Raw genomic sequence first — 25853 nt, 5'->3', positions numbered from 1 at the left:
GTTGTCGGACAAACAGGCATCGGGCATAGTATGGACCTCAGCCGGGGGAGGCCGGAACCTTGAACACGTCCACGCATCCGCAGATCGAGGCGCAGCCCCCGGCGCCCGCTGGCGGCGACGGTGGCGCGCCGCGCGGCGGCGGGAGATTGTGGCGTTTCGGTATCCGCGCCAAGCTTCTGGTGGCGGTGGGAACCGTGGCGGCCATGACCTTGCTGGCCGGCGCCTTGGCTTGGTTCAGCTATTCCCACGTCGAACATCTTTTGGCTCAGGTGACACGCGACAACCTGCCCAGCGTGTCGGCGGCGCTCAAGCTGTCCGAGGCGACGGCACGGCTGGCGGCGGCGGCGCCGGCTCTTGACGGGTCCCGCAGCCAGCTTCAACGGCAAAACAATTTCATCGCCCTTCAGCAGCAATCGGAACGTTTGCGCGGGTTGATCGAGAATATGGCCGGGATCGGCGTGAGCCAGGGCCAGTTGGACGAATTGCGCGGTCTGATGGCGGCGATCGGCGGCAACCTGATCAGCCGCAACGTCCTGGTGGAGCGCCGTTTGGCATTGCTCGAACGTCAACGGCGGATGGCGTCGGCGCTCAGCGACCTGGATGCCGGTCTGCTTGCCCTGCGTGACGTGCGCGGCGCCAACGAATTGACGATCTCGCTGTTGCTGGACGCGGTGGCGGCGTTGCGCCAGTCGTTCATCATGGCCGACGACGATTCCCTGGCGCGGGTGCGCCACGGTTACGACGAACACACCCGGCGTGTCGCCCAACTGGCCGAAGCCTCGGGGGCGGCGGAACAGGGCTTGCGCGAGGCGGCGCGCAAGGTGGTGGCCCTGGGGGCCGGTCCTGATAACGCCTTCGAGTTGCGGGTTCAGATCCTGGGGATCGAAGCGCGGTTGGACGCCGCCAACGAGGAAGGCCGCGATCTGGTGGCACGCACCGCCTCGGCCGCCGGTCATCTGGTCGGGCTGGCCGAGGCCGAGGCCCACGCCAACGAGGACGCGGCGGAGGAAGCTTTGGCCGCCGGCCGGCGGACCATGATCCTGATCGCCTTTGGCACCTTCTTCGGGCCGTTGCTGTTCGTGTGGCTGTATTTGGGCCGCAACATCGTGGTGCGTTTGTCGGGGCTGGCGGCGGCCATGCACCGTATCGTCCAGGGCGATTACGCCACGCGGGTGTCGCGTTCGGGCAATGACGAGATCGCCGACATGGCTGGCGAACTGGTGGTGTTCCAGGACGCCATGGCGCGTTTGCAGGAATCGTCCGAGCTGCTCAAGGAAAGCGAGCAGCGTATGCGCACCATCCTCGACACCTCGCCTTTGGCCTTGGCCATATCGCGAGTGGGCGACAATGTCTTGCAATACGTCAACCCGCGCTGGGCCGAACTGTACCAGATGTCGGAAGCCGAGGCGGTGGGCATGGACGCCGCCTTGTTCTATGGCGACGGCGACGATCGTTTGCGTGTGGTCGAACTGGTGCGCAACCAGGGCTATCTGGCCGATTTCGAAAGCCGTATGCGTCGCGGCGACGGCGGCGAGTTCTGGGCGCTGTTGTCGGCCACCGCCATCGAGATGGACGGCGCACCTGCCATTTGCGTGTCCACCACCGACATCACCAAGCGCAAGGAAGGCGAGGCGCAATTGGCCGAGGCCAAGCGGCTGGCCGAAGAGGCGAGCCAGGCCAAGTCCTTGTTCCTCGCCACCATGAGCCACGAAATCCGCACGCCGATGAACGGCGTGTTGACCATGGCGCAGTTGCTCGAGGAAATGAATCTGCCGCCCGAGCAGAAGGAGATGGCCCGCGTCATTCGCGATTCGGCCACGGCCCTTCTCACCATCATCAACGACATCCTCGATTTCTCGAAGATTGAATCGGGGCGTCTGCATCTCGAGACGGTCGAGATGAACCCGGTCGAACTGATCGAGGGAGTGGCCGAACTGATGAGCCCGCGCGCCCAGGAAAAGGGCGTCGGCCTGATCACCTATGTGGACCCGACCTTGCCCGAGCGTCTGCGCGGCGATCCGGTACGGCTTCGACAGATCGTCACCAATCTGGCGGGCAACGCCATCAAGTTCACCGAGAAAGGCTGTGTGCGGCTGTCGATCGAGGCCGAAAACCCCGGCCAGCGTCCGTTGCGTCTGCGCTTCGCCGTCACCGACACCGGCATCGGCCTGGACGACGAGCAGCAGGCCCGGTTGTTCGAACCCTTCACTCAGGCCGACGCCACCATCGCCCGGCGCTATGGCGGCACTGGGCTTGGCCTGTCCATCTGTCGCCGGCTGGTGGCCATGATGGGGGGAGAGATCGGGGTCGACAGCCGGGTGGGTGAAGGTTCGACCTTCTGGTTCAGCGTGCCGCTCGAGGTGGCTTCCGACTGGCCGGAACAGGGGCCGGATCTGGCCGGCGTCGCCGTCCTGGTGCTGGCCGAGGGGCCGGTGGCGGCCGAAGCCATGCGGCAATACCTTGGCCATCTGGGGGCTCAGGTGGCGGTGGTGGCCTCGACCGATGGCGCTTTGGCGGCGGTGCGGGCCGCCGCCCTGGCCGGCTGGTGCTATGACGTGGTGCTGATGGACGGTGCCCAGGATTTCAAGCTCCGGGTGTCGGTGGCGCGCGCCTTGCTCGCGGCGGCGGGATCGGCGGCGCCGACCCGCATCGTCATGGTGGCGCCCCATTCCGCCTATTCGGCGGCGGCCAGCGACGCCCGCGAGGCAGGATTGTTCGGCACGGTTGCCAAACCGGTGCGTCGCGGCACCTTGTGGCGCACGGTGGCGGCTGCCGCTAACCGTGGTTTCCTGGACGACATCGAGGAAGAACACGGCCGCATCGACGAAACCTACATCCCCCCCAGCATCGAGGAAGCCGCCGCCGCCGCCGCCCTGATCCTGGTGGCCGAGGACAATCCGACCAACCAGGTGGTGATCCGCCGATTGATGGAACGTTTGGGTTACGCCATCGAGATCGTCAGCAATGGCCTGGAAGCCTGGGACCGCATGCAGATCCGCGATTACGGCCTGTTGCTGACCGATTGCCATATGCCGGAAATGGATGGCTACGAGCTGACCACACGGGTTCGCGCCTGGGAACAGGAGACGCTGAACCGCATGCCCATCGTGGCGTTGACCGCCGACGCGCTGACCGGCACCGCCAAGAAATGCCAGGAATGCGGCATGGACGCCTTTCTGGCCAAGCCCATCGATCTGGCGCAGTTGGATGCCACCATGCGCAAGCTGTTGCCGCGTGCCGTGGCCTTGCGCCGCCGCCGCGGCCTGGGCGAGGGGCCGGAACCCGAGCCCACGGCCCCCATCGCCGCCGTCCCCGCGGCTTCCGGCGATAAGCGGCTGCCGGTGCTGGACCTGACCCCGATCCGCGAAATCTTCGGGTCGATCACCGACGACGCCCGCGAATTGCTGACGTTGTTCGTCGACAGCACCCGGCCTCTGGTGGCGGAAACCCGCACGGCCCTTGAAGCCGGAGACATCGAGACCGCGCGCGAGGCCGCCCACGGCGCCAAGGGGGCGGGCAATTCGGCCGGCGCCTATCGTTTCGGCCGCTTGTGCGCCGAGATCGAGGCCGCCTGCGCCCGAGGCGAGGGCGAACTGGCGGAATCCCTGTTGCCGCCCATGGAATCGGCGTTCGAGGAAACGGTTCAGGCCATCCAGGGATTGTGAGCGGGCTTGCCCGTCGGGGCAGAAGTCAGGCCCCGCCCATCACCTTAAGGATCTTGTCCTTGAGTGCCGGCGGCAGCACCGGCTTGGCCAGGAAGGCGTTGATGTTGAGTTCCTTGGCACGGGCCAGGGTGGCGGCATCGGTGTGGGCGGTCAGCATGATGACCGGGGTGTGCGACACCGCCGGGGTGGCCCGCAACTGGCGGACGAAGCCGAAACCGTCCACCGGGCGCATCTGGATGTCACAGATCACCAGATCGGGGGCTTCGCGCACCACCTGATCCAGGCCGGAATTGCCGTCATGGGCCTCAAGCACCGTGCCGATTCCCAATTGGCTCAGCATCTTCTTGACGATGGTGCGAACGAATTCCTGGTCGTCGATGACCAGCACCTTCAGCGACGCGAGATCGACTCCGTCGGACATCCCTGTTTCCCCCCTTGGACAGCACTCGTCCAATGCTAGCAGAAGCGTCCGCGAAAGCAAAAGGGGGAGGCGTCAGCCTCCCCCTTTCCAAAAGCATGATAAGGCGAAGACCTTATCCTCGTTTCAGAAATTTCCGACCTGGGGCCGGAAATTTCTTATAGCCCCTCGCCGGGCGCTCGCCGCAGCCTCAACGGCCGCAGACCGGTCCCACGAGTCGGGAATTCGCGGAACCGGTATTATTGGTTGGCCGCCAGCTTCTGGGAACCGCCGGCACGTTCGCGAGCGGCGGTTCGGCCTTGTTCGAAGGCCTTTTGGTTGACCTCGACCATGGCCGGCTTGCGGGCACGGAAACGGCCAAGAATTTGTTCCTCAAGGTCTTCGGCCGGGAAGGGCAGATAGTCGGCGATGGCCCCCAGCATGACGGTGTTGATCAGCCGCAGGTCGCCCAACGACCGGGCGATGGCGCCGGCGTCGAAATCGTAGACGGTGACCCCCGCCGCCCGCATGGTCGCCACCGGGTCCTCGGGATACTTGAACAAGCCGGCGGAAACCACCGGCGGCGTCAGGCGGATGGTGTTGACCATGGCCACGCCGCCGGGGCGCAGCATGTCGGCCCAGCGGGCGCCCTCGGCCACCTCGAAGGCCACCAGGATGTCGGCGGTGCCCGGCGTGATCACCGGCGACCATACCTTGCTTCCGAAGCGGACATGGCTGGTGACCACGCCGCCGCGTTGGGCCATGCCGGCCACTTCCGACTTCTTGACGTCGTAACCCTTGGCGATGGCGGTCTGGGCCAGGATTTCGGCGGCGGTCATGACGCCCTGGCCGCCGGTGCCGCACACCAGGATGTTGGTGATGATGTCGCTCATGGTCCTCTTACTCCACGGCCACCGGCTGGGCCGGCAGGATAGCCTTGGGCCCGCACGATTCGACGCACATGTGGCACCCGGTGCACATGGCGGTATCGATGGTGGTGTACTTCTTGACGATGTCGGGGGCGCCGTCGCGCTTGACCACCTCGGTCTTGGACACCGAAATGGCCGGGCAGCCGACGTTGATGCAGTTGCCGCAGCCGGTGCACTTGTCGTCAACCACCCGGTACGGCGTCAGCTTGCCATAGAATTCCGACAGCACGCAGGGGCGGTCGGTAATGATCACCGACGGCCCGTCGATCTCGATTTCCTGACGGATCAGCTTGAACAGCACCGGCAGCTTGTAGGGATCGACCTTGTGGATACGCTCGGGCGAGACGCCCAGGGCGGTACACAAGGTGGCGAAGTCGACGCGCGGCGCCTCCTGGCCGTTCAGGTCCTTGCCGGTGCCGGCGTGATGCTGGCCGCCGGTCATGCCGGTGGTGCGGTTGTCGAGAATGAGGGTGGTGACGTTGCCGCGGTTGTAGACGATGTCCAGCAACCCCTGCATGCCCATGTGCAGGAAGGTGGAATCGCCGATCACCGACACCACCGCCTTGTCCTTGGTTTCCTCGGACCGGGCCTTGTCCATGCCCAGCGCGATGCCCATGGACGCCCCCATGGAAATGGTGGTGTCGAGCGCGTTCCACGGATGGCCGGCGCCCAGGGTGTAGCAGCCGATGTCGCCCGAGATCTGCACCCGCTTCCTGAGCCGCGACAAGGTGTAATAGACGCCCATGTGCGGACAGGCCGGGCACATGGTCGGCGGGCGCGGGAAGGGTTCGTACTTGGGATAGGTGGTGGCCGGCGGCGGCTCCTCGCCCCGCAGGCGGTAGATGGCCGGGATCAGCACGTTGGGAGTCAGTTCCCCCAGACGCGGCAGGATGTCCTTGCCATGGATGTCGGAAAGGCCCGCGGCCTTGAGCTCGTTTTCGATCAGCGGCTCGGTTTCCTCGACCACCACCAGCGCGTCGACGGTGGCGCGGAAGGCCTTGATCGCCTCGACCGGCAGCGGATACGAGAAGCCCAGCTTGAGGACCGGCGCGTCGGGGAAGCTTTCGCGCACGTGCATGAAAGCCGGGCCCGAGGTGACGAAGCCGACACGGGTGTCGGAACCGTTGTCCACCAGATTGAGGCCCGAGGCTTCGGACGCCTTGCGCAATTCGTCCTCGCGGGCGATCTGCTTGGGCAACAGCACCTTGGCGTTGTTGGGGGTCATCACCCAGCGCTTTTGGGTGATGTCGAAGCCCTTGATCGCGCGCTCGTCCTTTTCGCCCACGGTGACCATGGCCTTGACGTGGCAGACGCGGGTGGTGAGCCGCAGGATGACCGGCGTGTTGTATTGCTCCGACAGGTCGAAGGCGGCCTTGACCATGTCGTAGGCTTCCTGGCTGTCGGCCGGCTCCAGCACCGGGACATGGGCGAAGCGGCCCCAGAAGCGGGTGTCCTGTTCGTTCTGTGACGACGACAGGCCGACATCGTCGGCCACCGCCACCACCAAACCGCCGACCACGCCGGCCAATGTCTGGGTCATGAAGGCGTCGGAGGCGACGTTCATGCCCACATGCTTCATGGCGCAGAACGCGCGTGCGCCGGACATGGAGGCGCCGATGGCGACTTCCAGCGACACCTTCTCGTTCACCGACCATTCGGCGTAGAGATCGGGATAAAGGGCGATGTTTTCCAGCATCTCGGTGGACGGCGTACCGGGATAGGCGGCGGCGACCTTGACCCCGGCCTCCCACACGCCACGCGCGATGGCTTCGTTGCCCGAGAGCAGCAGGCGGCTGGCGGCCTTCGCCTGGACGGCAGCGGACATGGAAATCCTACCTCTCTAGAAGTTCTGTCGTTGGTTATGTTTCAGTCGCGGCTGAACCCCCCGCGAAAGGGGCTAGACCCTAACATTATTAAGGTCGTTGTCCCAAGCGGAATGCGCCTTGATCCCGGTCATGCGGGTAGGGTGGGGGTCAGGTGACGGATTCCAGCCGTTCCAGGGCGGCGGCGGCGGCGCGGGCCAGGATGTGCAGGGTCGTGCTTTCGTGCTCGGTGGGGTCGTGGAACTCGGCCCAATAGGAACCGATGGCCGCCGCTCCGCGGTCGCCGACGGGCACCATCTCCAGGCTCTTGACGAAGGTCCGGCGGTAAACGTCGTGCGGGATGCGTTCGTCCTGGAAGATGTTGGGAATCATCGTGGCCCGGCGGTTGCTCATGACCCAGCCGGAAATGCAGTGTGCGGCCGGGTACTTGTTGCCTTTCCACAACGGGCTGATGGCGTCTTCGTCGAGATAATGGCAAAAGCCGTTCTCGTTGATGACGAAGGTGATGCCGTCGCACCCGATCATGCGTCGCCCGACGCCGATGATGGCCCGGGCGATCTCCTCGACCGAGGAGGCTTGGGCCAGCCTCGCCTCCAACAGTGCCAGTTCCGGGGATGGCATGGCCACATTCCGCTCAAGGGGTACTTCCTCTTGACGATACGCGCCTTGCGAGAAAATTGGAAACTGTTCAAAAGTTGAGGGCCGAATGCGACTTTCGGCCGTCAGGTGGTACAGCGACCATTTGACTGGATCAGTGCGCAATTCGTTGATTTCGTGGGCCGATTCACCAGACAGAAGGTTCATGTCCATGAACCGTCTGTCTGGATCGGACCACTAGACGGAAGCGGGAGCCTTGCGCAGGTCGCGGACCCGTACCGCCTTGCCCTCGCTGCGCGGCAGTTCACCGGGCAGACGGATAATGACCTCGGCCGAGACGCCGATCATGGTCTTGAGATGGTGGCGGACCTGATGGGCCAACAGACCGCGAGCCTCTTCCCCGCGTATTTCAGCAGCCTCGGCCTCGACGGTCAGGTGGTCCAGACTGCCTTGGCGCGACACCACCAGCTGATAATGGGGGGCAAGGCCGGGAAAGCCCAGCAGCACCGATTCGATCTGGCTGGGATACAGGTTGACGCCCCGGATGATCAGCATGTCGTCGTTGCGTCCGGTGACGCGCAGAATCCGCAGGTGGGTGCGGCCACACGAACAAGGTTCGTCGGTCAGGCGGGTGATGTCGCGGGTGCGATAGCGGATCATCGGCAGGCCGACCTTGGTCAGCGTGGTGATGACCAACTCTCCGGCTTCGCCCATGGGCAAGGGTTCCTGGGTCTCGGGGTCCACCACTTCGAACAGGAAGTGGTCTTCCCAACCGTGCAGGCCCAGGCGGTATTGGCATTCCATGGCCACGCCCGGCCCCATCACCTCGGACAGGCCATAGGAATCCATGGCTTTCAGGCCCAGGCGGCGATCCAGTTCGGCACGCATGGTTTCCGACCAGGGTTCGGCGCCGAACACGCCGACCCGCAGCGAGCCGCAGGACAGGTCGACGCCCATGCGCTCGGCGGCTTCCGCCAGATTGAGGGCATAGGACGGGGTGGCGTTCAACACGGTGGCGCCGAAATCGCGGATCAGCGTGATCTGGCGCTCGGTCTGGCCGCCCGAGATGGGGGTCACGGTGCAGCCCAGCCGTTCGGCGCCGTAATGGAACCCTAGGCCCCCGGTGAACAGGCCGTAGCCCAGGGAATTGTGCATGACGTCGCCCGGCCGCGCGCCGGCGCAGGCCAGGGAGCGGGCGATCAGTTCGGCCCAGGTGTCGATGTCCTCGCGCGTGTAGCCGACCACGGTCGGCTTGCCGGTGGTGCCGGAACTGGCGTGCAGACGCACCAGCTTTTCACGGGGCACGGCGAACAGGCCGAAGGGGTAATTGTCGCGCAGGTCGGTCTTCACCGTGAACGGGAAACGCCGCAAGTCGTCCAGGCTTTTCAGGTCGTCGGGGGTGACGCCCTTGGCGGCGAAGGCGGCGCGGGTATGGGGGACGTTGGCATAGGCGTGGGCCAACGTGCGCTTCAGCCGCTCCAGTTGCAGACGCTTGAGTTCGGCGCGGTCAAGGCGCTCGATCTCGGGCGCATACATGAAGCCGTCGGCCACGGTGGCGGTCATGGTCGTTCTCCCCTCTGTTTCCGTTTGACGACGGAACAGCGGGTGTAACGCTTTGACCGCAAGGTTCCAAGGGACTTTTTATCAGGGTGCGATCAGTCCCTGGCTGATGGCCTTGTCCACCGCCTTGGCGGTGGTGGAGGCTCCCAGCTTGAGGCGGGCCGAGCGCAACGCCCCGGCCACATCCGGTTCCGGGCGGTGGATACGCCCGGAAATCTCCCACAGGGACTGGCCGTGGGCGACCCCGGTCAGGCATTGGCGTTCCATGGGGCTCAGTTCCTCGGCGACGGGGGCCACGTCCAGCAAACGCTCGATCGCCGTGTGGTAGTTGACCGCCAACAGCTTCAGCCGGGTCTGGTTTCCCATCACCTGCGTCAGTTCCTCGACCGAGGTGAAGGCATAGGACATCATGGCGATGCAGCCGTCGGCACAATGGAACGGGATGGTGAAGCCGTCGCGAATTCCGAATTCAGCGGCCTCGGCGAACAATTTGCGTTGTTCGGGACTAAGGCTGGCGGGGCGGTTCATCAGGAAACGCCAGCCAAAGGGCAGGCGCGTGCGCTGGGCCTCGATCACCACCGGATCGATGAATTGGTAACGGTTGGCCAGGTAATGGGCCATCCATTGCGGCGGATAGGTGCTGTCGATGTAGGGATGTTCCAGCCCGGGGCGGGAATTACCATAGATATAGTAATCCACCCCGCACTGGAGGGCGAGTTCGCGGACCGCGTGTTGGGCGGAAGGAATATCCTCAGCCCATAACACCCTGGTGGAAAGGTCCGCTACCCAATCATCCACGATCCCGTTCCCTCTCCCCCAAGGGCGACAGCTCCTGTTACTGTACCTGCCCCTGGGTTTTCCCTCCAGCGGGAACGGTCTCTCTTTGTTACCTCTTAGGTCTGTAGGGCTTTCACCCTAGACCGCCCATGCAGACATATTTGACTTCCAAATATTCCTCGATGCCCTGTCGGGCACCTTCGCGGCCGATGCCCGATTCCTTGACGCCGCCGAAGGGGGCGACCTCGGTCGAGATGATGCCTTCGTTGACGCCGACGATGCCGTATTCCAAAGCCGCCGAAACGCGGAAGCAGCGGCCGACGTCGCGGGAATAGAAATAGGCGGCAAGACCGAACTGGGTGTCGTTGGCCATGCGGATGGCCTCGGCCTCGTCCTTGAAGCGGAACAGCGGCGCGACGGGGCCGAAGGTTTCCTCGCGGGCGCAGGCCATGTCGGCGGTGACGTTGGTCAGGATGGTCGGTTCATAGAAGGTGCCGCCCAGCGCATGGCGCTTGCCGCCCATCAGCACCGTGGCGCCCTTTTCCACCGCGTCTGCGACGTGGCGTTCGACCTTTTCCACTGCTTGCCGGTTGATCAGCGGTCCTTGCTGGGTTTCGCCAGCCAATCCGGGGCCGACCACCATTTTCCCGACCGCTTCGGCCAGCTTGGCGGCGAAGGCGTCGTAGACGCCGTCCTGAACCAGGATGCGGTTGGCGCACACGCAGGTCTGGCCGGTGTTGCGGTATTTCGAGGCCATGGCCCCGGCCACCGCCGCGTCCAGATCGGCGTCGTCGAAGACGATGAAGGGGGCGTTGCCGCCCAATTCGAAGCTGACCTTCTTCATGGTGTCGGCGCATTGCTTCATCAGAAGCTTGCCCACTTCGGTGCTGCCGGTGAAGGACAGCTTGCGCACGACGGGATTGGCGGTGAGTTCGCCGCCGACGGCGACATAATCAGCGGTGGGCAGAACGTTGAACACTCCGGCCGGAATGCCGGCCCGTGCCGCCAGTTCGGCCAGCGCCAGCGCCGACAACGGCGTGTCCTCGCCCGGCTTGACCACCACGGTACAGCCGGCGGCCAGGGCGGGCGCGCATTTGCGGGTGATCATCGCGTTGGGGAAGTTCCAGGGCGTGATGGCGGCGACCACGCCGATGGGTTCGCGCGTCGCCAGGATGCGGCGGCCAGGGGCGTTTTCCGGGATGATCTCGCCATAGGTCCGCTTGCCTTCTTCGGCGTACCATTCGATGAAGGAGGCGCCATAACTCACCTCGCCCTTGGCCTCGGCCAGCGGCTTGCCCTGTTCGGCGGTCATCAGCACCGCCAGATCGTCGGCGGCGGCCAGGATCAGGTCGTACCATCTGCGCAGGATGGTGGCGCGTTCCTTGGCGGTCTTGCCCCGCCAACCCGGAAGCGCGCGGGCGGCGGCGGCGATGGCGCGCCGGGTTTCCGCCGCGCCGACCGAGGCGACATGGGCGATGATGCCGCCATCGGCGGGATTGGTCACCGCCATGGTGTCGCCGGAATCGGCGTGTATCCATTGACCGTCCACATAGGCGTGGTGCCGAAGCAGGGCGGTGTCCTTGAGCTGAAGCATGACGTCCTTCCCATAGGCGAAATCGAAGAGACAGATATACTCTGCCCACAGCCCCAACGGAAAGGCCCGGAGGCCGCATGCCCACACCCCACGCCGAATCCCGCTCGCGCTACTTCTCGGTCGGCGCGCATGAAATCCACGTCACCGAATGGGGCGATCCTGAATTGCCGCCGGTGGTCATGTGGCACGGTCTGGCCCGCGTCGGGCGCGATTTCGACACCTTGGCCCGCGCCTTGGCGCCGCTGTTCCACATCGTCTGTCCCGACACCATCGGCCGCGGCCTGTCGTCGTGGTCGTCCAATCCGGCGCAAGAGTATCAGGTGCCGGTCTATTGCAGCCATGCGCTGGCGCTGATGGACATGCTGGGATTCGAGCGGGTGCGCTGGGTCGGCACCTCCATGGGCGGCATCGTCGGCATGGCCCTGGCCGCCACCGAGGCGGCCGCAAACCGGATCGAGCGTCTGGTGCTCAACGACGTCGGCGCCTCCCTGAACGCCGAAGCGGTCGAGCGCATCAAGGCCTATGTGAGCGTGGTGCCGGAGCACGACAGCATGGAGCGGTTCGAGGCGTTCCTGCGGATCGCCTATGCCCCCTTCGGCCAGTTGAGCGACGCCGAATGGCGGCGCATGGCGGAGACGTCGGTGCGGCGTCGCGACAACGGCAAGCTGTCGCCCCATTACGATCCGGCGGTGATGGAGGTTTTCGCCGGCCAGTCCGGTCCGGTCGATCTGTGGTCGCTTTACGAGGCGATCCGCTGTCCGACCTTGTTGTTGCGGGGCGAGAACTCCGACCTGTTGGACGCTGCGGTCGCCGACGAGATGACGCGGCGCGGGCCGCGTGCGCAATTGGTGACGGTGCCCGGTTGCGGCCACGCGCCGGGGCTCAACACCGTGGATCAGATCGCGATGCTCAAGGGGTTCCTGGCCTGAAAACGGCATTGGCCGGGGATCAGGTCCCCGGCCAATGGGTTTCGTCGGCGTCAAAGGCGATTTCCGGGGCCGGCGGCTTGGGCTTTTTCTTGCGGCCCCGGCGTGGCTTGCCGCTGTCGTCGGCATCGGCCCGTTCGATCATGCGCGCGACAGTGGCCAACACCCCTTCGACCCCCGGCGCGAGTCGCTCGGTGATGCCCTGGTCGTCGGCGTCGGGCAGGATCTCGGCAAGGCCGCTGGCGGCTTCGTCCTGTTCTTCCGGTTCCGTTTGGGTCTCGGTTTCGAGTTCCGCCTCTGGTGAAAGCTCTTCGTGAACGGCCATGATTTCGGCCACATGGGCTTCGATCTCGGTACGGCGGCGCAGGTGGTACACGGTCTGTTTGCCGAAATCCTTGGCCAACGACAGCACGCCTACATATTCGCACACGAAGCGTTCCTCGAACGCCTCGCCGTTGTTGAGGGCTTCCGAGCGTTGGGCCGATTGTTCGGCGGTCAGCACGGCGACGAATTGCTGGGTGGCGTAAACGTGCCCGACCACCGTCACCGGCTCCAGCCGGGCGGCGCGGTTGATGTGGCTGCCGTAAAAATTCTTGCGGCCGCAGATGGGGTCGATGGCTTCGAACACCGGCCCGGCATGCAGCGAGATGCGCAGGTTCAGGGGCTTCGGGAATTGGTCGCGCATTTCCTCGCCCAGGCGGGTGACTTCCTCTTGCATGGTCAGGGCGTATTCGGCCATGGGCGTGGCCTTGTCCATCACCGCGAAGATGGCGTCGCCCCAGGTGTTGATGCTGATGGGGGCGACGCCAGCGCGCTCCAACCCCTGTTTCAGCCGGGCCAGGAATTCCAGGAAGGCGGGGGTGTTTTCTTCCTTCAGCTTGGAATAGCCGGCGATGTCGCAAAACAGCATGGAGCGGATGACGCGGCCCTGTCCGGCTTCCTCGTCGGAATCGCCGAAATCCAGGTTGGGCATGGCCGGCCCGTCAGGTCCGAGCAATTCCGGGTGTTGCTGTAACAGGCCGTCCAAGTCGACGATGCGCAGGCGGGTGATGTCTTCCCATTGGTCGATGAAGTCGCCGGCGCCGCCGACCAACGATCCGGGCATCATGTCCCATACCGCCAGCAGATATGGCGAGGTCCGAAGGAAACCCGAGCGCAGCGTCGCCAGCCCGTGCAGGCATTGGTTGGCGAAGCGGTACAGCATGTCGTGGCCGAGATAGCGTTCCTCGGTGGCGTAGGTCACCGAGGCGGCCAGCTTGAGCGCGTTCCTGAAGCGCATTTCCCAGCGCGGCCCGCCATAGCGGACGTTGTTGGCGACGAAATCGTCCAGCGCGAACGGCATCACCACGTTGACCTCGGCGCCGCGTTCCAGCATGGCTTCGATGAACAAGAGGTCGGAACCGCAGGCGGCGGTGGAATAGCCGACCTGGGCGTTCAGGTCCTCCAATTGCTGGGCGATCTCGGCCCGCACGGTGGCCTCGATCCCCGGCGGGAAATGCGGCCCCTCGCCGGGGCGGTCGAGCGCGTGGCCGGTGAACACCACCACGGTGGGCGGCTTGACGATGTCGGCCAGTTCGTCCGGCACCTCGATGCCGCCGTGGCGCAGAAGCTCCAACTGCTTCAGCGCCGACACGACCCGGCCGTAATGCACGCCCTCCAGCGCGCGGGCCCATTCGAAAACGGCGACCGCCTCGGCCGCCTCACCCAGGATCAGATGGGCTTGGCCCAAGGTCGCCAACAGCCGGTAACGCTGGTCGGTGGGCAGGTCGGGGGGCGTCTCCTCGGCCGCAAGGCTGGCCTTGACCTTGGCGGCCAGAGTGCGGGCTTCGCCCCGCTTGCCCAGCAACAGGCTCATCACCGCCGCTTCGATGCCGTCGCGCGGGCTGTTGCCGGTGTGGAAGGCGCGCAGGAACAATTCGCGGCAATGGTCGAGGTCGCGGCGGTCGCCCAGCGACAGCCACGCTTCGCGGAACACGCGGGCCAGGGCGTTGTAGGTTTCGGCGTCGGCGGTGGCTTCCAGCCGTTTGCCGCGCACAAGGTCGATGGATTCCGACAATTCGGCGATGGCGGCCAGCGCGCTTTCGCCGCTGTCGGCGCCAGGGGTCAAGGTGGCGATGGCACCGCGCAGGGCGTTCTGCAAACGGCGGAACGGACCCTCGTCGATGAAGATTTCCGCCAGCAGCGGCGCCAAAAGCCGCCGCGCTTCGTCCACCGCACCGGTCTGCGACAGGGAAATGGCACCGAAGATGGCAAGCTTGAGGCTAGCGGGATAGAGCCTCAGCCCGTCGCGGCAGACGTCGTGAGCCAGGAAGTTCTGGCCTTCGTCCAACAACGCGCGGGCGGCCCGCTCCCATTCTTCCTGCGATCGTGTCGCGGCGTTCCCCATCGTGTCGGCCACGGGCCGGATCCTCCAGCAAAGCCAATCCCCAAACCCATCCCTTGTACCACGCCGGCAGGTTCCGCGCTAATGCCCACCGATAAGTTGCGCACAAATCGCCTATTTGCTTGCGCAAGCAACATCATTGCGATATTGGGGTTTGCCCGTATAAGCAAACATCAAAAAACGGGCAAAAAATAAATCAGGGATTGCTCACGGCGAGGACATAACCATGCGCTTGCGGGCGCCATAAGGGAGAAAACGATGTCCCAGATCGCCTCTATCGACGTTCAAAGCATTGCTGCCGCGGCCAAGCCCAAGCTGGCCAACCCGGCCGCTGTCGGACTGGCCGGTTTCGGCCTGACCACCTTCATGTTGCAGATCCACAACCTGGGCCTGGCGGGTATTGGCCCGGTGGTCTATCTCGGGCTGTTCTTCGGCGGTCTGGCGCAGATGATCGCCGGTCTTCAGGAACAGAAGTGCGGCAACAATTTCGGCTATTGCGCTTTCACCTCGTACGGCTGTTTCTGGATCGCGCTGTGCGCCGTCCTGCTCGGCAACAAGTTCGACGTGTTCAAGTCGAGCGAGACCGACGTCGGTTGGTTCCTGGTGGCGTGGACCCTGTTCAGCTCGATCCTGTGGGTTGGCTCGATGAAGGTGCACAAGGCGATGTTCGCCACCTTCTCGACGCTGATGGTCGGTTTCGTCTGCCTGGATCTGGCGCATTTCGGCGCGCCCAAGGAATTGTTCACCACCATCGCCGCGATCGACCTGATCGCCTGCGCCTTTTTGGCCTGGTACATGATGGCGGGTGTCATCCTGAACGACCTGTGGGGCCGTCCGGTGCTGCCCATGGGCAAGCCGGTTCTGTGAACGACGCGGTTTTCGCACGTTGACCGAACGGCGGGGTGGCGACACCCCGCCGTTTTCGCATCCGGCTTCTGGGGGGTGGCGACACCCCGCCGTTTTCGCATCCGGCTTCTGGGGGGTGGTGACACCCCGCCGTTTTCACGTCCGGTTTCCGACGAGGCGCCACCGTCCCGAAGACGCCATTCGTTTTGACGATGGGCAGCCTACAGATACTTCACCAAGCTCAGGCTGCTGAGGTTGCCCAGCGCGGAATAGGATGCCTGAAGCTGGGTTTCGTATTGCGCCAGCTTGACCGCCACCTCGGCGGTGTCGACTTCCTTCAGGTCGCTGGCGACGCTTTCCAACAGGCTGATGGAGTTTGTCTGGCGGCTTTGTGCCGTTTCCAGCCGTGCCGCGGTGTTGGACAGGCCGCTTTGGGTGGCGATCAGCGCGTCCAGCGCTTCGGTCGCCAGATCATAGGCTTCCTCGAGGGCTGTCTGGTCCAGTGGCGAGGCATTGGCGACGACGTTGAGGGCGCGCACAGCCTTTTCGAAGCCGGTGCTGTCGGCGGTGACGCCATAGCTGATGCTTTGCTGGCCCGACACCCGGACCGAGGCTTCCTCGCTGTCGCCGGTGTAATAGGAGGTGTCGGCGCTGGACGGCACCGATGGCGTGGAGAGCAAGCTGGTGTCCACCGGCGCGGTGTCGGTGTTGCTGCCGGCGAACAGGTAACGGCCGTCCATCTGAAGGTTCATCAGATCGGCCATGTCGTCCAGAAGATCGGCGGCGGTGTCGTCCAATCCATCGGTGTCGGTGGAGGATATGGCCGAGCTCAGGGTCGAACGGTAGTTCTGTAGCAGGTCGACCATGCTGCCGACCGCCGAATACATGGACTCGGTGCGGTCCAGCGCGGTGCCGGTGTTGGTGTACCAGGTTTCCAACTGGGCGGTGGCGGCTTCGGTGGACAGCAGGGACGACGCCTTGGACCCCAATCCGCCGTAGGTGGTGGAAGCCAGGCCAGAAGATTGTTGAACCGCGGTGTTGGCGTATTTGCTCTGCACGCTCAACGACGAGGAGAGCATGGTCTGGCCCAGGCCGAAGGTGGAGACACGTCCGATCATGGCTTAGCTCACTGCGTTGATGAGGTCGTCGAACATGGACTGGACGGCGCTCAGGATCTGGGCCGACGCCGCATAGGCGTTCTGAAGCTCGGAGATCAGGGCCGTCTCTTCGTCGGTGTTGACGCCGTATTGCGAGGAAAAGCTGTCAACCAAGGTGCTGAGGCTGGTTTCGGTCGAGGTGGCGGCGCTTTCGGCGCTGGACAGCATGGTCGCCACCGCGCTGACGATGTCCGCCGCGGTGTCGGTCACTTCGGCGTCGCGCAGCGCGTCGGCCATGGATTGCGCCAATGTCCCCGATCCCGAGGTGACCGCCGCTTCGCCCACCGTCAGCGACGACGACAGGGTTCCCACCGGAAACAGCGTGGAATCGTCGGCCAGTTCGGATTTCACCTCAAGGTTCGAGGCGCTGTCGCCCACCAGAACGTCGTTGAGGCCGAAATAGCCGGAAAAATTCTCGCTGCCGATGGTGCCGCCGCTGACCGCGACGCCGTTGCCGGAAGACGTGGTCTCCAGCACCAGATGACCCGACGAATCCAGGCTGGCCGAAAGGCCGCTGATGCCGTTGAGCGCGGTCAACAAGTCGCCGACGGTGGAATAGGTGGACAAGTCGATGTCTTCGTTCGACACCAGATTGCCGTCGGAATCGGTGATGGCCACGGTCAGTGTGCCGCTGGCCGACAGCGCGTCGGTCGAGGAATAGCTTTCCGATCCGGTCAAACTGCTGGGCGGCGGCGAGGCGCTGCCCTCGTTGGCGATGGCGTTGATGGTGTCGCGCAAGGTGACGGCCAGGGTGTCCAATTCGTCCTGCACCGCCGGCAAGGTGCTGTCGCGCAACGTCACCAGGGACGAGATGGCGCCGGACGAAATGGATGTGGTGATGTCCTTGCCGTTGACGGTGATGCCGGACAACGTGCTGGGATAGGAATCACTGGCCGAAACGCCGTTGGCGGTGGTGAAGCTCAGCTCATAGACCTGGGAGCCCACCAGAAGCTGCCCGGATTCGGTGTAGACCGTCACCGCGCCATTGGAGCCGGTGTAGTAGGTGATGCCGATCTGTTCGGCCACGGTCTGAAGGGCGGCGTTGCGCTGGTCCTCAAGGTCGCCGGTGGATTCGCCGGCCGCCTGGGCGCGGGTGATGGCTTCGTTCAGGTCGTCGATCTGATGCAGCGCGTCGTTGACCGTCTCGACGGCGGAGGCGATGTCGGAATCGGCCTGGGAGCGCAGGTCCTGCACCTGGGCCGAGGCGTCCTGGAGGGTGGCGGCGCTGTCTTGCAGGTCGGTCACCACCTGGGTTTTCACGGTGGTGCTTTCCGGGGTGGTGGCCAGTTCGTCCAGCGCCGATTCCAAGTCGGACAACTGGGTCGCCAACGTGTCCCCGGAACCGTCGCTGGACAGGGTCCCAAGTCCGCTGCTGAGCGATTCCAGATACGAATAAAGGATTTGTGCCGCGCTGTTTTCCGCCGTCGCCTCGACGATGTTCTTGACCAGATAGCCGCTGACCTTGCTGTCGATGCCGGTGATCTGAACGCCGGTGCCCAGCGTTCCGGTGACCACCGACGACTGGCTGGCCGTCTTGGCGGTGTAGTTGACGTCGTCCGCGTTGGCGATGTTGGACGCGGCCACCGCCAATTTAGTCTGGATGGCACGCAACGACGAGGTGGCGGTGCTAAGTGAGGCGGACAGAGTCATGGCGGCCTCTCACGACAGCGCGGGTTCATGGGTCAGGCGTGGTAATCCTTGCCGAACGCGGCCAGACGGGCGTTGAGGGGAATGTCTCCCTTGGCGCCGTAAGGCACGTTCTCTTGCGCGGCGGCGCGAACGGCGCGCATCACCGCTTCGACACGGCGCCGCGACGCTGCCATGGCGGCGTCCAGCCGGGTCAGGTTCTCGGCGGTCGCTTGGCGCAACTCCACCACGGCATTCATCAGCTTGTGGGCGAATTCCGGGTCGGAGGCCAGGATGTCGGCCTGTTTGTCGGCCAGTTCGGCATAAAGCTCGTCGTAATTGTCGGACAATTCGAGCTTCCGGTCGATGTTGGCCGAGACGCAGGCCGGCAAGCCTTCGGCAAGGGCGGCGTTTTCCTCGACCATGACGGTGGTCAGTTCGGCGACCACGGACAACAGACGATCCGGCAGATCGTGCGAGCCAAGGCCGGCGTGCGACAGGTGGGCGGCGGGGAGCATGGGAGTCTCCTGGGTCATGGCGTTGCTCCTAGCGGCGGGTCTTGGCCGGGGCCTGGGCGGTGCGGCCATAGGCGGTGGCGGCGGCGGTGTGCGAGGACACCTTGCGCAGTTCCTGGGCCAGGTCGCCCATCTGCGCTTGCAAGGCGTCGATCAGACCTTCGAGGTCGTGCACCGATACCAAGAGGTTGCGGCGCAGCAGGTGGCGGTCGTCCTCGGGCAGGGACTGCAACTGAACGGCCACGCGCCGGGCCAGTTCCTCGGCCTGGAGGGGGCTGGTCTCTTCGGGAAGAAGACGGGTCTGGGTGGCGGCCAGGGTACGTTTGGTCCGGGCCTCGGCCAGTTCCACGACGGCGGCCATCTCGCGGGCGGCTTTGGGGGTGTTCTTACGGGTCATGGCGTTTCTCCCATCACCGATCAGCGCACGGCGCTGATAAGGGCGTCGTACATGTCCTTGGCCGTGGTGATGACCTGGGACGCTGCGGAATAAGCCTGTTGGGCGACGATCATGCGGGTGAATTCGTCGGCGGTGTCGACGGTCGAGGATTCCAGGCTGCTGGCGCTGATCGACCCGGCCGACCCGGTCTCGGCGGTGCCGATGATGGCTTCGCCCGAATCCGCGGTCTGTTGGTAGAGCGTGCCGCTCAGCGCCGCCAGTCCGTCGTAATTGGCGAAGGTGGCGACGGCGACCTTGTAGAGGCTGATGGTCTGGCCGTTGTCGTAGGAGGCGCTGACCGTGCCGTCCGACGAGATGGTGATGCCGCTCAGGTTGCCCAACTCGTAACCGTCGTTGGTGACGTCGTTCAAGGTGACGCCGTCGGTCGAACCACCCATGGAAATGCTCGACAGGTCCAGGGTAATCGAGCTGTCGCTGGATGCGTTGTTCCAGTCGAAATCCAGGGTCAGGCTGGAGGGGTCGACGGTCACGTTCGACGAGTCGGTGGCCGAGGTCAGGTTGCCATCGCCATCGAATTCCAAGGTCAGGGTGTCAAGCGTGGTGGTTCCGTCGTCGCTGGAGAACGACACCGTCCAGGTGCTGGTGTTGGCGCTACTGTCCACGGCGGTATGGGCGAAGGTGGCGGTGACGATGTGCGAACCACCCATCGAATCGTAGACCTCGAACGTCTTTTCATAGGTGGTCGAGGACGAGACATCGGTGTCGGCGCCCAGCGAGGCGTCGAGGGAAACGGCGGTCGTTTCCTTCCAGGACGTGTCCTGGTCGGTGACGTTGATCTGGCTCAGCGTCTTGGCGGTGGTGCCATCGGAATTGATGGCATAGCCCATCAGATAGACCTTGGTGCTGGCGTTGTTATAGAGGTAGCCGTCGTCATCGACGTCGAACTCGCCGTTGCGGGTGTAGTACTGGGCACCCGAGCTGTCGGTGACCACGAACATGCCGTCGCCGCTGATGGCCATGTCGGTGACGTTGCTGGTGGCTTCGATGTTGCCCTGGGCGTCCACGTTCTGGCGAACCGACGACGTCACGCCGGCGCCGGTATAGGCGGTGCCGGAAAACGCTTGGGTGACCAACGACTGGAAGCTGGTGGTGACCGACTTGTAGCCGGTGGTGCTGGAATTGGCGAGGTTGTTGGAAATCGCCGACAGGGCCTGGCTTTGCGCTTTCAGGGCCGAAACGGCGGTGGTCATGGCGCTGGAAAGGGTCATGGTGGCTCTCCCGTTCAGGCGGCCAGGCGGGTGACGTCGGACAGGTCGATTTCGGTGTCGCCGATTTCGAGCACCGTCGAACCGCTGGACGAATCGACGGCGGTGACGGTTCCGACGATGGAGGTGGTGGTGTCGATGCTGTCGCCATCGGCGTCGGTGGCGGTGACCACCAGGGTGTATTCGCCCGACGAGACGGCATCGCCATCGCTGTCGGTCCCGTCCCAGGTGAGGGAATGCGAGCCGGCGCTGGTTTCCCCGCTGCCGCTCCACACGGTGTTGCCGCTGGAATCGACGATGGTCAGGGTGACGTCTTCGGCCGCGGAATCGAGTTCGTATTTCCACGACCCGTCCACCGTGCCGTCGCTGTCCACGGACAGGGTGTCGCCCTCGGCCTCGACGGTCAGGCCGATGTAGCCGACGCCGGTGGAGAACGAGAGCGAGTCCATCGAGCTCAGGACCGAATCCAGCTTGTCGTTGGTCTCGATCTGCTGTTCGAGGGAGGCGTAGGTGGCCAGCTGCGAGGTGAATTCGGTGCTGTCGACCGGGTCCAGGGGGTTCTGCGTCTGCAACTGCGTGGTCAGCAGCGTGAGGAACATCTCATAGCTTGCCGACAGCGAAGTCGAAGAAGAGGAGCTGGTGGTCGATGAGGTCGACGAAGTGGAGGAAGTGACCGAGTCAACCATGGCACATACTCCGGTTGATGCCCTTGGGACTTGATCGGCGGTTTGCCTCGTCCCCTCTGTTGGCTTCTACGGTCCGGTGTATGGATTCGGTCGGAGTATTTTATGCTGTGCCGTTGTTAACTTGTTTAATAGTCAGCAAAAATCGCGCGATCTTGGTCGCGTGTTCTAGGTTGATACGGCTGGGATGGGGAAACCGGGCGCAAAAAGACGGCTCATCGCCGATTTGCGGGGAACGGCCCTTCAACAGGCGTCACCCTGGCCAAGCGGAGCGCGAGCCGGGGTCCATGGTGCCATTTCCCGCAATCCGGCGATGAACCTAAAAACCCGCCGCCCTGAAACAGGAGCGGCGGGCGGTGTGCGGGTGTCAGCTTTTGCGGCGAGGGGGGCTGTGCAAGGCCGCGTCGATGATGCGGTCGGCCAGATCGGCGGGCGCCTTGGGCATCTGGGCCAATTGTGCGTCCAGCTTTCGCGCTTCGTCCAACAGGCGTGCAGCCGTGGGCGATTGGGCGATCAGCATTTCGGCGGCGGTGCGGTCGCGCGCGGGCCAGGAAAGGATGTCGCCGCCAAAGCGGTCGATCAAATCCTGAAACCCCTCCAGCGAAAGGGAGGATGCAGTCATGGCGCCTCGATTTCTTCGTGGGCTGTGATACCCCCGGACTTTACCGGGTCTCATGACTTTATCTGAAATTCGCCGAAAAAGACAGGTTCAAACGGGTGTCTGCGTCTTTTCATGGCGGGGGGAAACCGTGGCCTGCGGGGTTTCCAGGGACGGCATTCCGGCGATTTCGCTCCAGGCGTTGCGCAATTCCCGAAGGCCGTCGGCGATACGTTCCAGGCATTCCTGCGCGTTCTTGCGTCCGACCGAGCTCATCATGGCACGCATGTTGGCTTCGTAGGTGTCGCGCAGCCGTTCCGACAGACCACCGCCTTGCTTCATGTCCAGCGCCGCCAACAGACCGCGCAGGATGTCGGTGGCCCGCAGGATCTGGTTGAACTGTTCGCCGTAATCGCCACGGTTGGCGGCGTCGACGGCGTTGCGCAGGCGGATCAGTACGCCATCGTACAACAGCACCACGGCCTGCAAGGGCGGGGTGGTCTGGATGGCGTTCTGGTAGGCGGATTGGGCATAGCGTGGGGTCATGGCATGGCCTCCTAATCGCTGCTGGCGTTCAGCAGTGCTTCCAGAAGTTCAAGGGTGGTCTCGGCTTCCGAGATGGATGCGGCCATCGTGGAATAGAGTTCGTACAGATAGTCGGAATACGTACTGATGGACGATTCCAGGGTCGATATACTGTCCTCGATGCTTTCGTTTGTGTCTTCGAGATTGTCGATCAGGGTGGTCAACGCCCCGTCGTCCTCGTTGGCGATGGTGTCCACCGCGTTATATAGCTGGTCGGCGATGCCTTGGGTGGTCGTAACCGTGATGCTTTTGCTGGTGCTGCCGGTGTAGACCAGGGTCAGCCCTTCGTATTCAGTGCCCTCGGCTCCCTGGATGGTGCTGCCGCTGATGGTGAACAGCGAGGTGTCGCCATCGACGCCGACACTGGAAATGTTGCCGTCGTCGTCGACGGTGATGTCCAAGGTGAAGTCGAGCGCGGCATCGGGGTGGCGGACCAGGCCCAGATCGCCGGACGACGCGGTCATCTGATAGCTGAACAGGGACTGGATGGTGTCCAGGTCGTCCAGCAACAGGTTCTCCAGCGTGCTCGTGTCGAGCTCCAAAAGATTGTCTTCATCCAGCGTGATGCCCAAATCCGACAAATCAGCGTCGCCGATACCCGAACTGATGATGGTCTGGAGATAATTGTTGAGCGACCGCAAGGTGGAATCGCCATAAAGGACGGCGTCGTCGGCGGCGGTACCGTCGGTGTTGGTGCTCTGGTTGGTGATGATGAATTCACGGACGGCGTTGTAGGCCTCGACGAACGCTTCCACGGCGTCTTGGATGCCGGTCAGGTCGTTGTCGACCTCAAGCGTCAGGGTGGTGTCGGCGTTGGCGGCATAAAGGTGCAGGGTGATGCCGTCCAAGACGTCGTCGATGTCGTTGCTGCTGCGGGTGATGGTGACGCCGTCCACCTTCAGGATGGCGTCCTGGGCCTCTTGCAGCACCATGTCGGAATCGATGTCGCCGTTGCTGTCGACCAGTCCCAGCGAATCGCTCAGCAGGGTGCCGCTGACGTCGCTGGCGGTGATGGTCTCGCCGGTGTCCGAGGTGGTGAGGATCAGTTTATAACTGCCTTCCGACACCTGCATGATCGAGGCGACGACGCCCGTGGTGCTGGTCTCGGTGTTGATGGCGTCGGCGATGTCGCCCAGCGACATGGAGGAGGTGACCTCGATGTCGGCGCTGTCGCCGTCTTTGGTTCCCAACGAGAACGTGCCGGTCCAGCCCAGGGCGTCGTATCGCGACGTCTGTTTTTCGCTGCCCAGGATGTTGGTGGTGGCGATCTGGCTGATGACGACGCTGTGGGTGCCGAGGTCGGTTCCCTCCTCGACGGTCGCCGACATGTAGGTGGAGGCGTCCACCGAACTGGACGACGTCAGATAGGCGGTACGGTCCAGGAAGACGTCGTCCGACTGTCCGCTGACGCTGGGATCGCTGCGCAGGGTTTGAAGGGTGTCGCTCAGGGTGTCGAGAAGGTCCTGAAGATCTTCGTAGGCGGCGATCTTGGTTTCGTTATCGGAAACCTCGGTTTCCATGCTGTCGAGGCGTTCGTAGCGAGACGCCAGCTTGGCTTCGACCAGGGATTCGACATCGAAATCGTCGTAATCCGAACTGCTCGAAGACGTGGACGATGTCGATGTCGTCGATGTTGTCGATGTCGACGTGGTCGATGTGGTGCTGCTGACGCTGGTCATGCGACGCCTCCTCGAAAATGACGGGCGGAGTGGGGTGTTACGCCGCTCCGCCCGTCGCCTCATGAACCTCCGGTGAGGGTATGGGGGTTAGCCTTAGCTTTTCAGCAGGCTGAGGAGGTTCTGGGGCATGGCGTTGGCCTGGGTCAGGGCGGCGATCGCCGCCTGGGCCAGGACGTCGGCGGAAGCCAGTTTGGATTTTTCCGACGCCACGTCGGCATCCATCACCGCCGATTCCGCGGCGCTCAGGTTCTCGATCGAGGTGTCGATGGTCTGGGACCGGAAATCGAACCGCGACATCGAGGCGCCGACCTCGGCACGGGCCGCCGAAATGGAGGAGATGGCGGCGTCAAGCGCGGTGACGGCCGCTTCAGCCTCATCCTGGTCGCTGACCGTGGTGGAGTTGATGGACAGCGCGGTGGTGTCGACGTCGTCGATCTGGACCGAGATGGTGTCCGAGATCGAGGTGCCGACCATGAAGTCGACGCCCGAGAAGTAGTCGCTGGTGCCGTTCAGCAACGATTCGCCGTTATAGCGGGTCGAACTGGCGATACCGTCGATTTCCTCCATCAGCTCGGCGTATTCCGACTGGATGTAGGTGCGTTCGTCATTGGTGACCGAGCCCGAGTTGGACTGGGTGGCCAGGGCCTTCATGCGCTGAAGAATGTCGCTGATGCGGGCCAGGCCGCCGTCGGCGGTCTGAAGGATGGCGGTCGCCTGCGAGGCATTGGTGGACGCCTGTTCCAGAACGGTGACGTCGGATTGGATGCGGGTGCCGATGGCGAGACCGGAAGCGTCGTCCGAGGCCTTGGTGATGCGCGAACCCGAGGCCAGCTTGGAGGTGATGCTGGATTCCGCGTCGGAATTGACGTTCAGGTAGCGAAGGGACGAATTGGCGGCGGTGTTAGTGGCGATGACGGGCATGACGGTGTCTCCTTCTGATCCATTCAGTCCCGCTTGGCGGGACCGGCCATCTTCGGACGGCCTTCATGGTTGGAACGGGTCGGCGAAGACGATCAGGCGGTGTTTTTTCAGGCCTCGGCGAAAATGTGGCGGATGTCGCGTTCGGAACGGCGCAGCCGTTCGCGCAGGCCCTGGCGACCGCGCTTGAGCAGGCTTTCCACCGCCTGGACCGTGGTGCCCAGGACAGCGGCGATCTCGGCGTTGCCCATGTCGTCGAAATAGGCCAGCGTCAGGGCCGCGCGCTGTTGCTCGGGCATGGTGGCCATGGCGTCCTCGAGCCGGGAATAGACTTGGCGGCGCTGGATGGTGTCCACCGAATCGGGCTGGTCGTCCTCGGGCTCGGCGACGTCGTCGAGGCAGGAGTTGGACGGCATGCGCTTGAGGTCGATGCAGCGGTTGAACACCACCCGGTAAAGCCAGGTCGAGAACTTGGCCTTGCCCGGTTGCCAGGAATGGCGGTGGGTCCAGGCCTTGACCAGGGCTTCCTGGGCGACGTCCTCGGCATCGGCCGGGTTGCGCAGCGTGCGCAAGGCCAAGGCGTAGGCGCGGTCCACATGACGTTCGACCAACAGCCGATAGGCGTCGGCATCGTCGGCCTTCATGCGCTCCAGCAAGGCGTCGTCGTCCTGGTCCCTGAGCGGGATGTCGGTCGGGGAGGAAGTGCGGCTGTGCGGCGAGGTGTGGGGCATCATCGCGCGGGTTCCGATCTTTGCGGTCTGGCGGGACATGGGCAACATGGCCGCCCGTTACAGACTTAAACGCGCCGGGAAGCCGAAGCAGGCGCGGAAAAATCATATAAATCAACATGTTGACCGGGCATGTTTTGCCGGGTCGGCGGCAATTAATGCCCAGTGCTAGGCATGTTTTGCCGGGTTGTGGCGATAAAGGAAA

General features: G+C 64.1%; 22 protein-coding genes. 3 read left to right on the top strand and 19 right to left on the bottom strand.

The genetic code is table 11. The features are described 5' to 3' along the window. Positions 1-59: 59 nt before the first annotated feature. Positions 60-3665 carry an ATP-binding protein gene (locus tag G4223_RS06145; RefSeq protein ID WP_241003985.1) on the top strand — a complete coding sequence of 1202 codons (3606 nt, stop codon included), beginning with the start codon at positions 60-62 and terminating at the stop codon, positions 3663-3665. 25 nt (positions 3666-3690) lie between these two features. Here G4223_RS06145 and G4223_RS06140 read toward each other — a convergent pair whose 3' ends face one another. The 7 genes from G4223_RS06140 to G4223_RS06110 form a co-directional block, all read right to left on the bottom strand. Further along, the gene (locus G4223_RS06140) at positions 3691-4086 is read right to left on the bottom strand and encodes a response regulator (protein ID WP_163676559.1); all 396 of its coding nucleotides are present in this window, start codon (positions 4084-4086) and stop codon (positions 3691-3693) included. Positions 4087-4322: 236 nt separating this feature from the next. After that, on the bottom strand, positions 4323-4955 hold the full coding sequence (locus G4223_RS06135) for an indolepyruvate oxidoreductase subunit beta (RefSeq protein ID WP_163676556.1): 633 nt from the start codon (positions 4953-4955) through the stop codon (positions 4323-4325). Positions 4956-4962: 7 nt separating this feature from the next. Further along, on the bottom strand, positions 4963-6816 hold the full coding sequence (locus G4223_RS06130) for a thiamine pyrophosphate-dependent enzyme (protein ID WP_163676552.1): 1854 nt from the start codon (positions 6814-6816) through the stop codon (positions 4963-4965). Between the two features lie 148 nt (positions 6817-6964). Then, on the bottom strand, positions 6965-7435 hold the full coding sequence (locus G4223_RS06125) for a GAF domain-containing protein (RefSeq protein WP_163676549.1): 471 nt from the start codon (positions 7433-7435) through the stop codon (positions 6965-6967). 213 nt (positions 7436-7648) lie between these two features. Then, on the bottom strand, positions 7649-8974 hold the full coding sequence (locus G4223_RS06120) for a phenylacetate--CoA ligase (protein ID WP_163676546.1): 1326 nt from the start codon (positions 8972-8974) through the stop codon (positions 7649-7651). 81 nt (positions 8975-9055) lie between these two features. Further along, complete coding sequence (locus G4223_RS06115) at positions 9056-9769, bottom strand: autoinducer binding domain-containing protein (RefSeq protein ID WP_163676542.1); 714 nt, start codon at positions 9767-9769, stop codon at positions 9056-9058. Between the two features lie 112 nt (positions 9770-9881). Continuing rightward, the gene (locus G4223_RS06110; RefSeq protein WP_163676538.1) at positions 9882-11342 is read right to left on the bottom strand and encodes a succinate-semialdehyde dehydrogenase; all 1461 of its coding nucleotides are present in this window, start codon (positions 11340-11342) and stop codon (positions 9882-9884) included. Positions 11343-11419: 77 nt separating this feature from the next. Between G4223_RS06110 and G4223_RS06105 the strand changes: the two genes are divergently transcribed. Continuing rightward, on the top strand, positions 11420-12271 hold the full coding sequence (locus tag G4223_RS06105) for an alpha/beta fold hydrolase (protein ID WP_163676533.1): 852 nt from the start codon (positions 11420-11422) through the stop codon (positions 12269-12271). 19 nt (positions 12272-12290) lie between these two features. Here the strand turns inward: G4223_RS06105 and G4223_RS20350 are convergent, their stop codons facing one another. Beyond that, on the bottom strand, positions 12291-14666 hold the full coding sequence (locus tag G4223_RS20350) for an adenylate/guanylate cyclase domain-containing protein (protein ID WP_338086826.1): 2376 nt from the start codon (positions 14664-14666) through the stop codon (positions 12291-12293). Between the two features lie 243 nt (positions 14667-14909). On the opposite strand from G4223_RS20350, the gene G4223_RS06095 reads away from it, so the two are divergent. Beyond that, entirely contained in the window at positions 14910-15518 is a 609-nt protein-coding gene (locus tag G4223_RS06095) for an acetate uptake transporter (protein WP_163676529.1), read from the top strand. 200 nt (positions 15519-15718) lie between these two features. Here the strand turns inward: G4223_RS06095 and G4223_RS06090 are convergent, their stop codons facing one another. The 11 genes from G4223_RS06090 to G4223_RS06040 form a co-directional block, all read right to left on the bottom strand. Continuing rightward, positions 15719-16615: a flagellin gene (locus G4223_RS06090; RefSeq protein WP_163676526.1), complete on the bottom strand. Its 897-nt coding sequence runs from the start codon at positions 16613-16615 to the stop codon at positions 15719-15721. Between the two features lie 3 nt (positions 16616-16618). Continuing rightward, a complete protein-coding gene (gene flgK / locus G4223_RS06085) occupies positions 16619-18304 on the bottom strand; it encodes a flagellar hook-associated protein FlgK (protein ID WP_163676523.1) in 1686 nt (561 codons plus the stop codon). Between the two features lie 32 nt (positions 18305-18336). Further along, a complete protein-coding gene (locus G4223_RS06080; RefSeq protein ID WP_163676520.1) occupies positions 18337-18816 on the bottom strand; it encodes a flagellar protein FlgN in 480 nt (159 codons plus the stop codon). 10 nt (positions 18817-18826) lie between these two features. Further along, the gene (locus G4223_RS06075; RefSeq protein ID WP_163676517.1) at positions 18827-19192 is read right to left on the bottom strand and encodes a hypothetical protein; all 366 of its coding nucleotides are present in this window, start codon (positions 19190-19192) and stop codon (positions 18827-18829) included. A gap of 20 nt (positions 19193-19212) precedes the next feature. Next, the gene (gene flgE, locus G4223_RS06070; RefSeq protein ID WP_163676514.1) at positions 19213-20460 is read right to left on the bottom strand and encodes a flagellar hook protein FlgE; all 1248 of its coding nucleotides are present in this window, start codon (positions 20458-20460) and stop codon (positions 19213-19215) included. Positions 20461-20474: 14 nt separating this feature from the next. Next, complete coding sequence (locus G4223_RS06065) at positions 20475-21143, bottom strand: flagellar hook assembly protein FlgD (protein WP_163676511.1); 669 nt, start codon at positions 21141-21143, stop codon at positions 20475-20477. A gap of 364 nt (positions 21144-21507) precedes the next feature. Next, complete coding sequence (locus tag G4223_RS06060; protein WP_163676508.1) at positions 21508-21762, bottom strand: DUF3379 domain-containing protein; 255 nt, start codon at positions 21760-21762, stop codon at positions 21508-21510. Positions 21763-21849: 87 nt separating this feature from the next. Next, positions 21850-22284: a flagellar export chaperone FliS gene (locus G4223_RS06055; RefSeq protein WP_163676505.1), complete on the bottom strand. Its 435-nt coding sequence runs from the start codon at positions 22282-22284 to the stop codon at positions 21850-21852. Positions 22285-22295: 11 nt separating this feature from the next. Then, the gene (fliD, locus tag G4223_RS06050) at positions 22296-24002 is read right to left on the bottom strand and encodes a flagellar filament capping protein FliD (RefSeq protein ID WP_163676500.1); all 1707 of its coding nucleotides are present in this window, start codon (positions 24000-24002) and stop codon (positions 22296-22298) included. Between the two features lie 93 nt (positions 24003-24095). Next, entirely contained in the window at positions 24096-24923 is an 828-nt protein-coding gene (locus tag G4223_RS06045; RefSeq protein WP_163676497.1) for a flagellin, read from the bottom strand. Positions 24924-25030: 107 nt separating this feature from the next. Continuing rightward, positions 25031-25699, bottom strand: a complete 669-nt coding sequence (locus G4223_RS06040; protein WP_241003984.1) for an RNA polymerase sigma factor — start codon at positions 25697-25699, stop codon at positions 25031-25033. Positions 25700-25853: the final 154 nt, after the last annotated feature.

Origin of the sequence: Magnetospirillum aberrantis SpK, assembly GCF_011022235.1 — a bacterium.
GTDB classification, from domain to species: Bacteria; Pseudomonadota; Alphaproteobacteria; order Rhodospirillales; family Magnetospirillaceae; genus Magnetospirillum; species Magnetospirillum aberrantis.
This window is presented reverse-complemented; position numbering and strand designations above follow the sequence as displayed.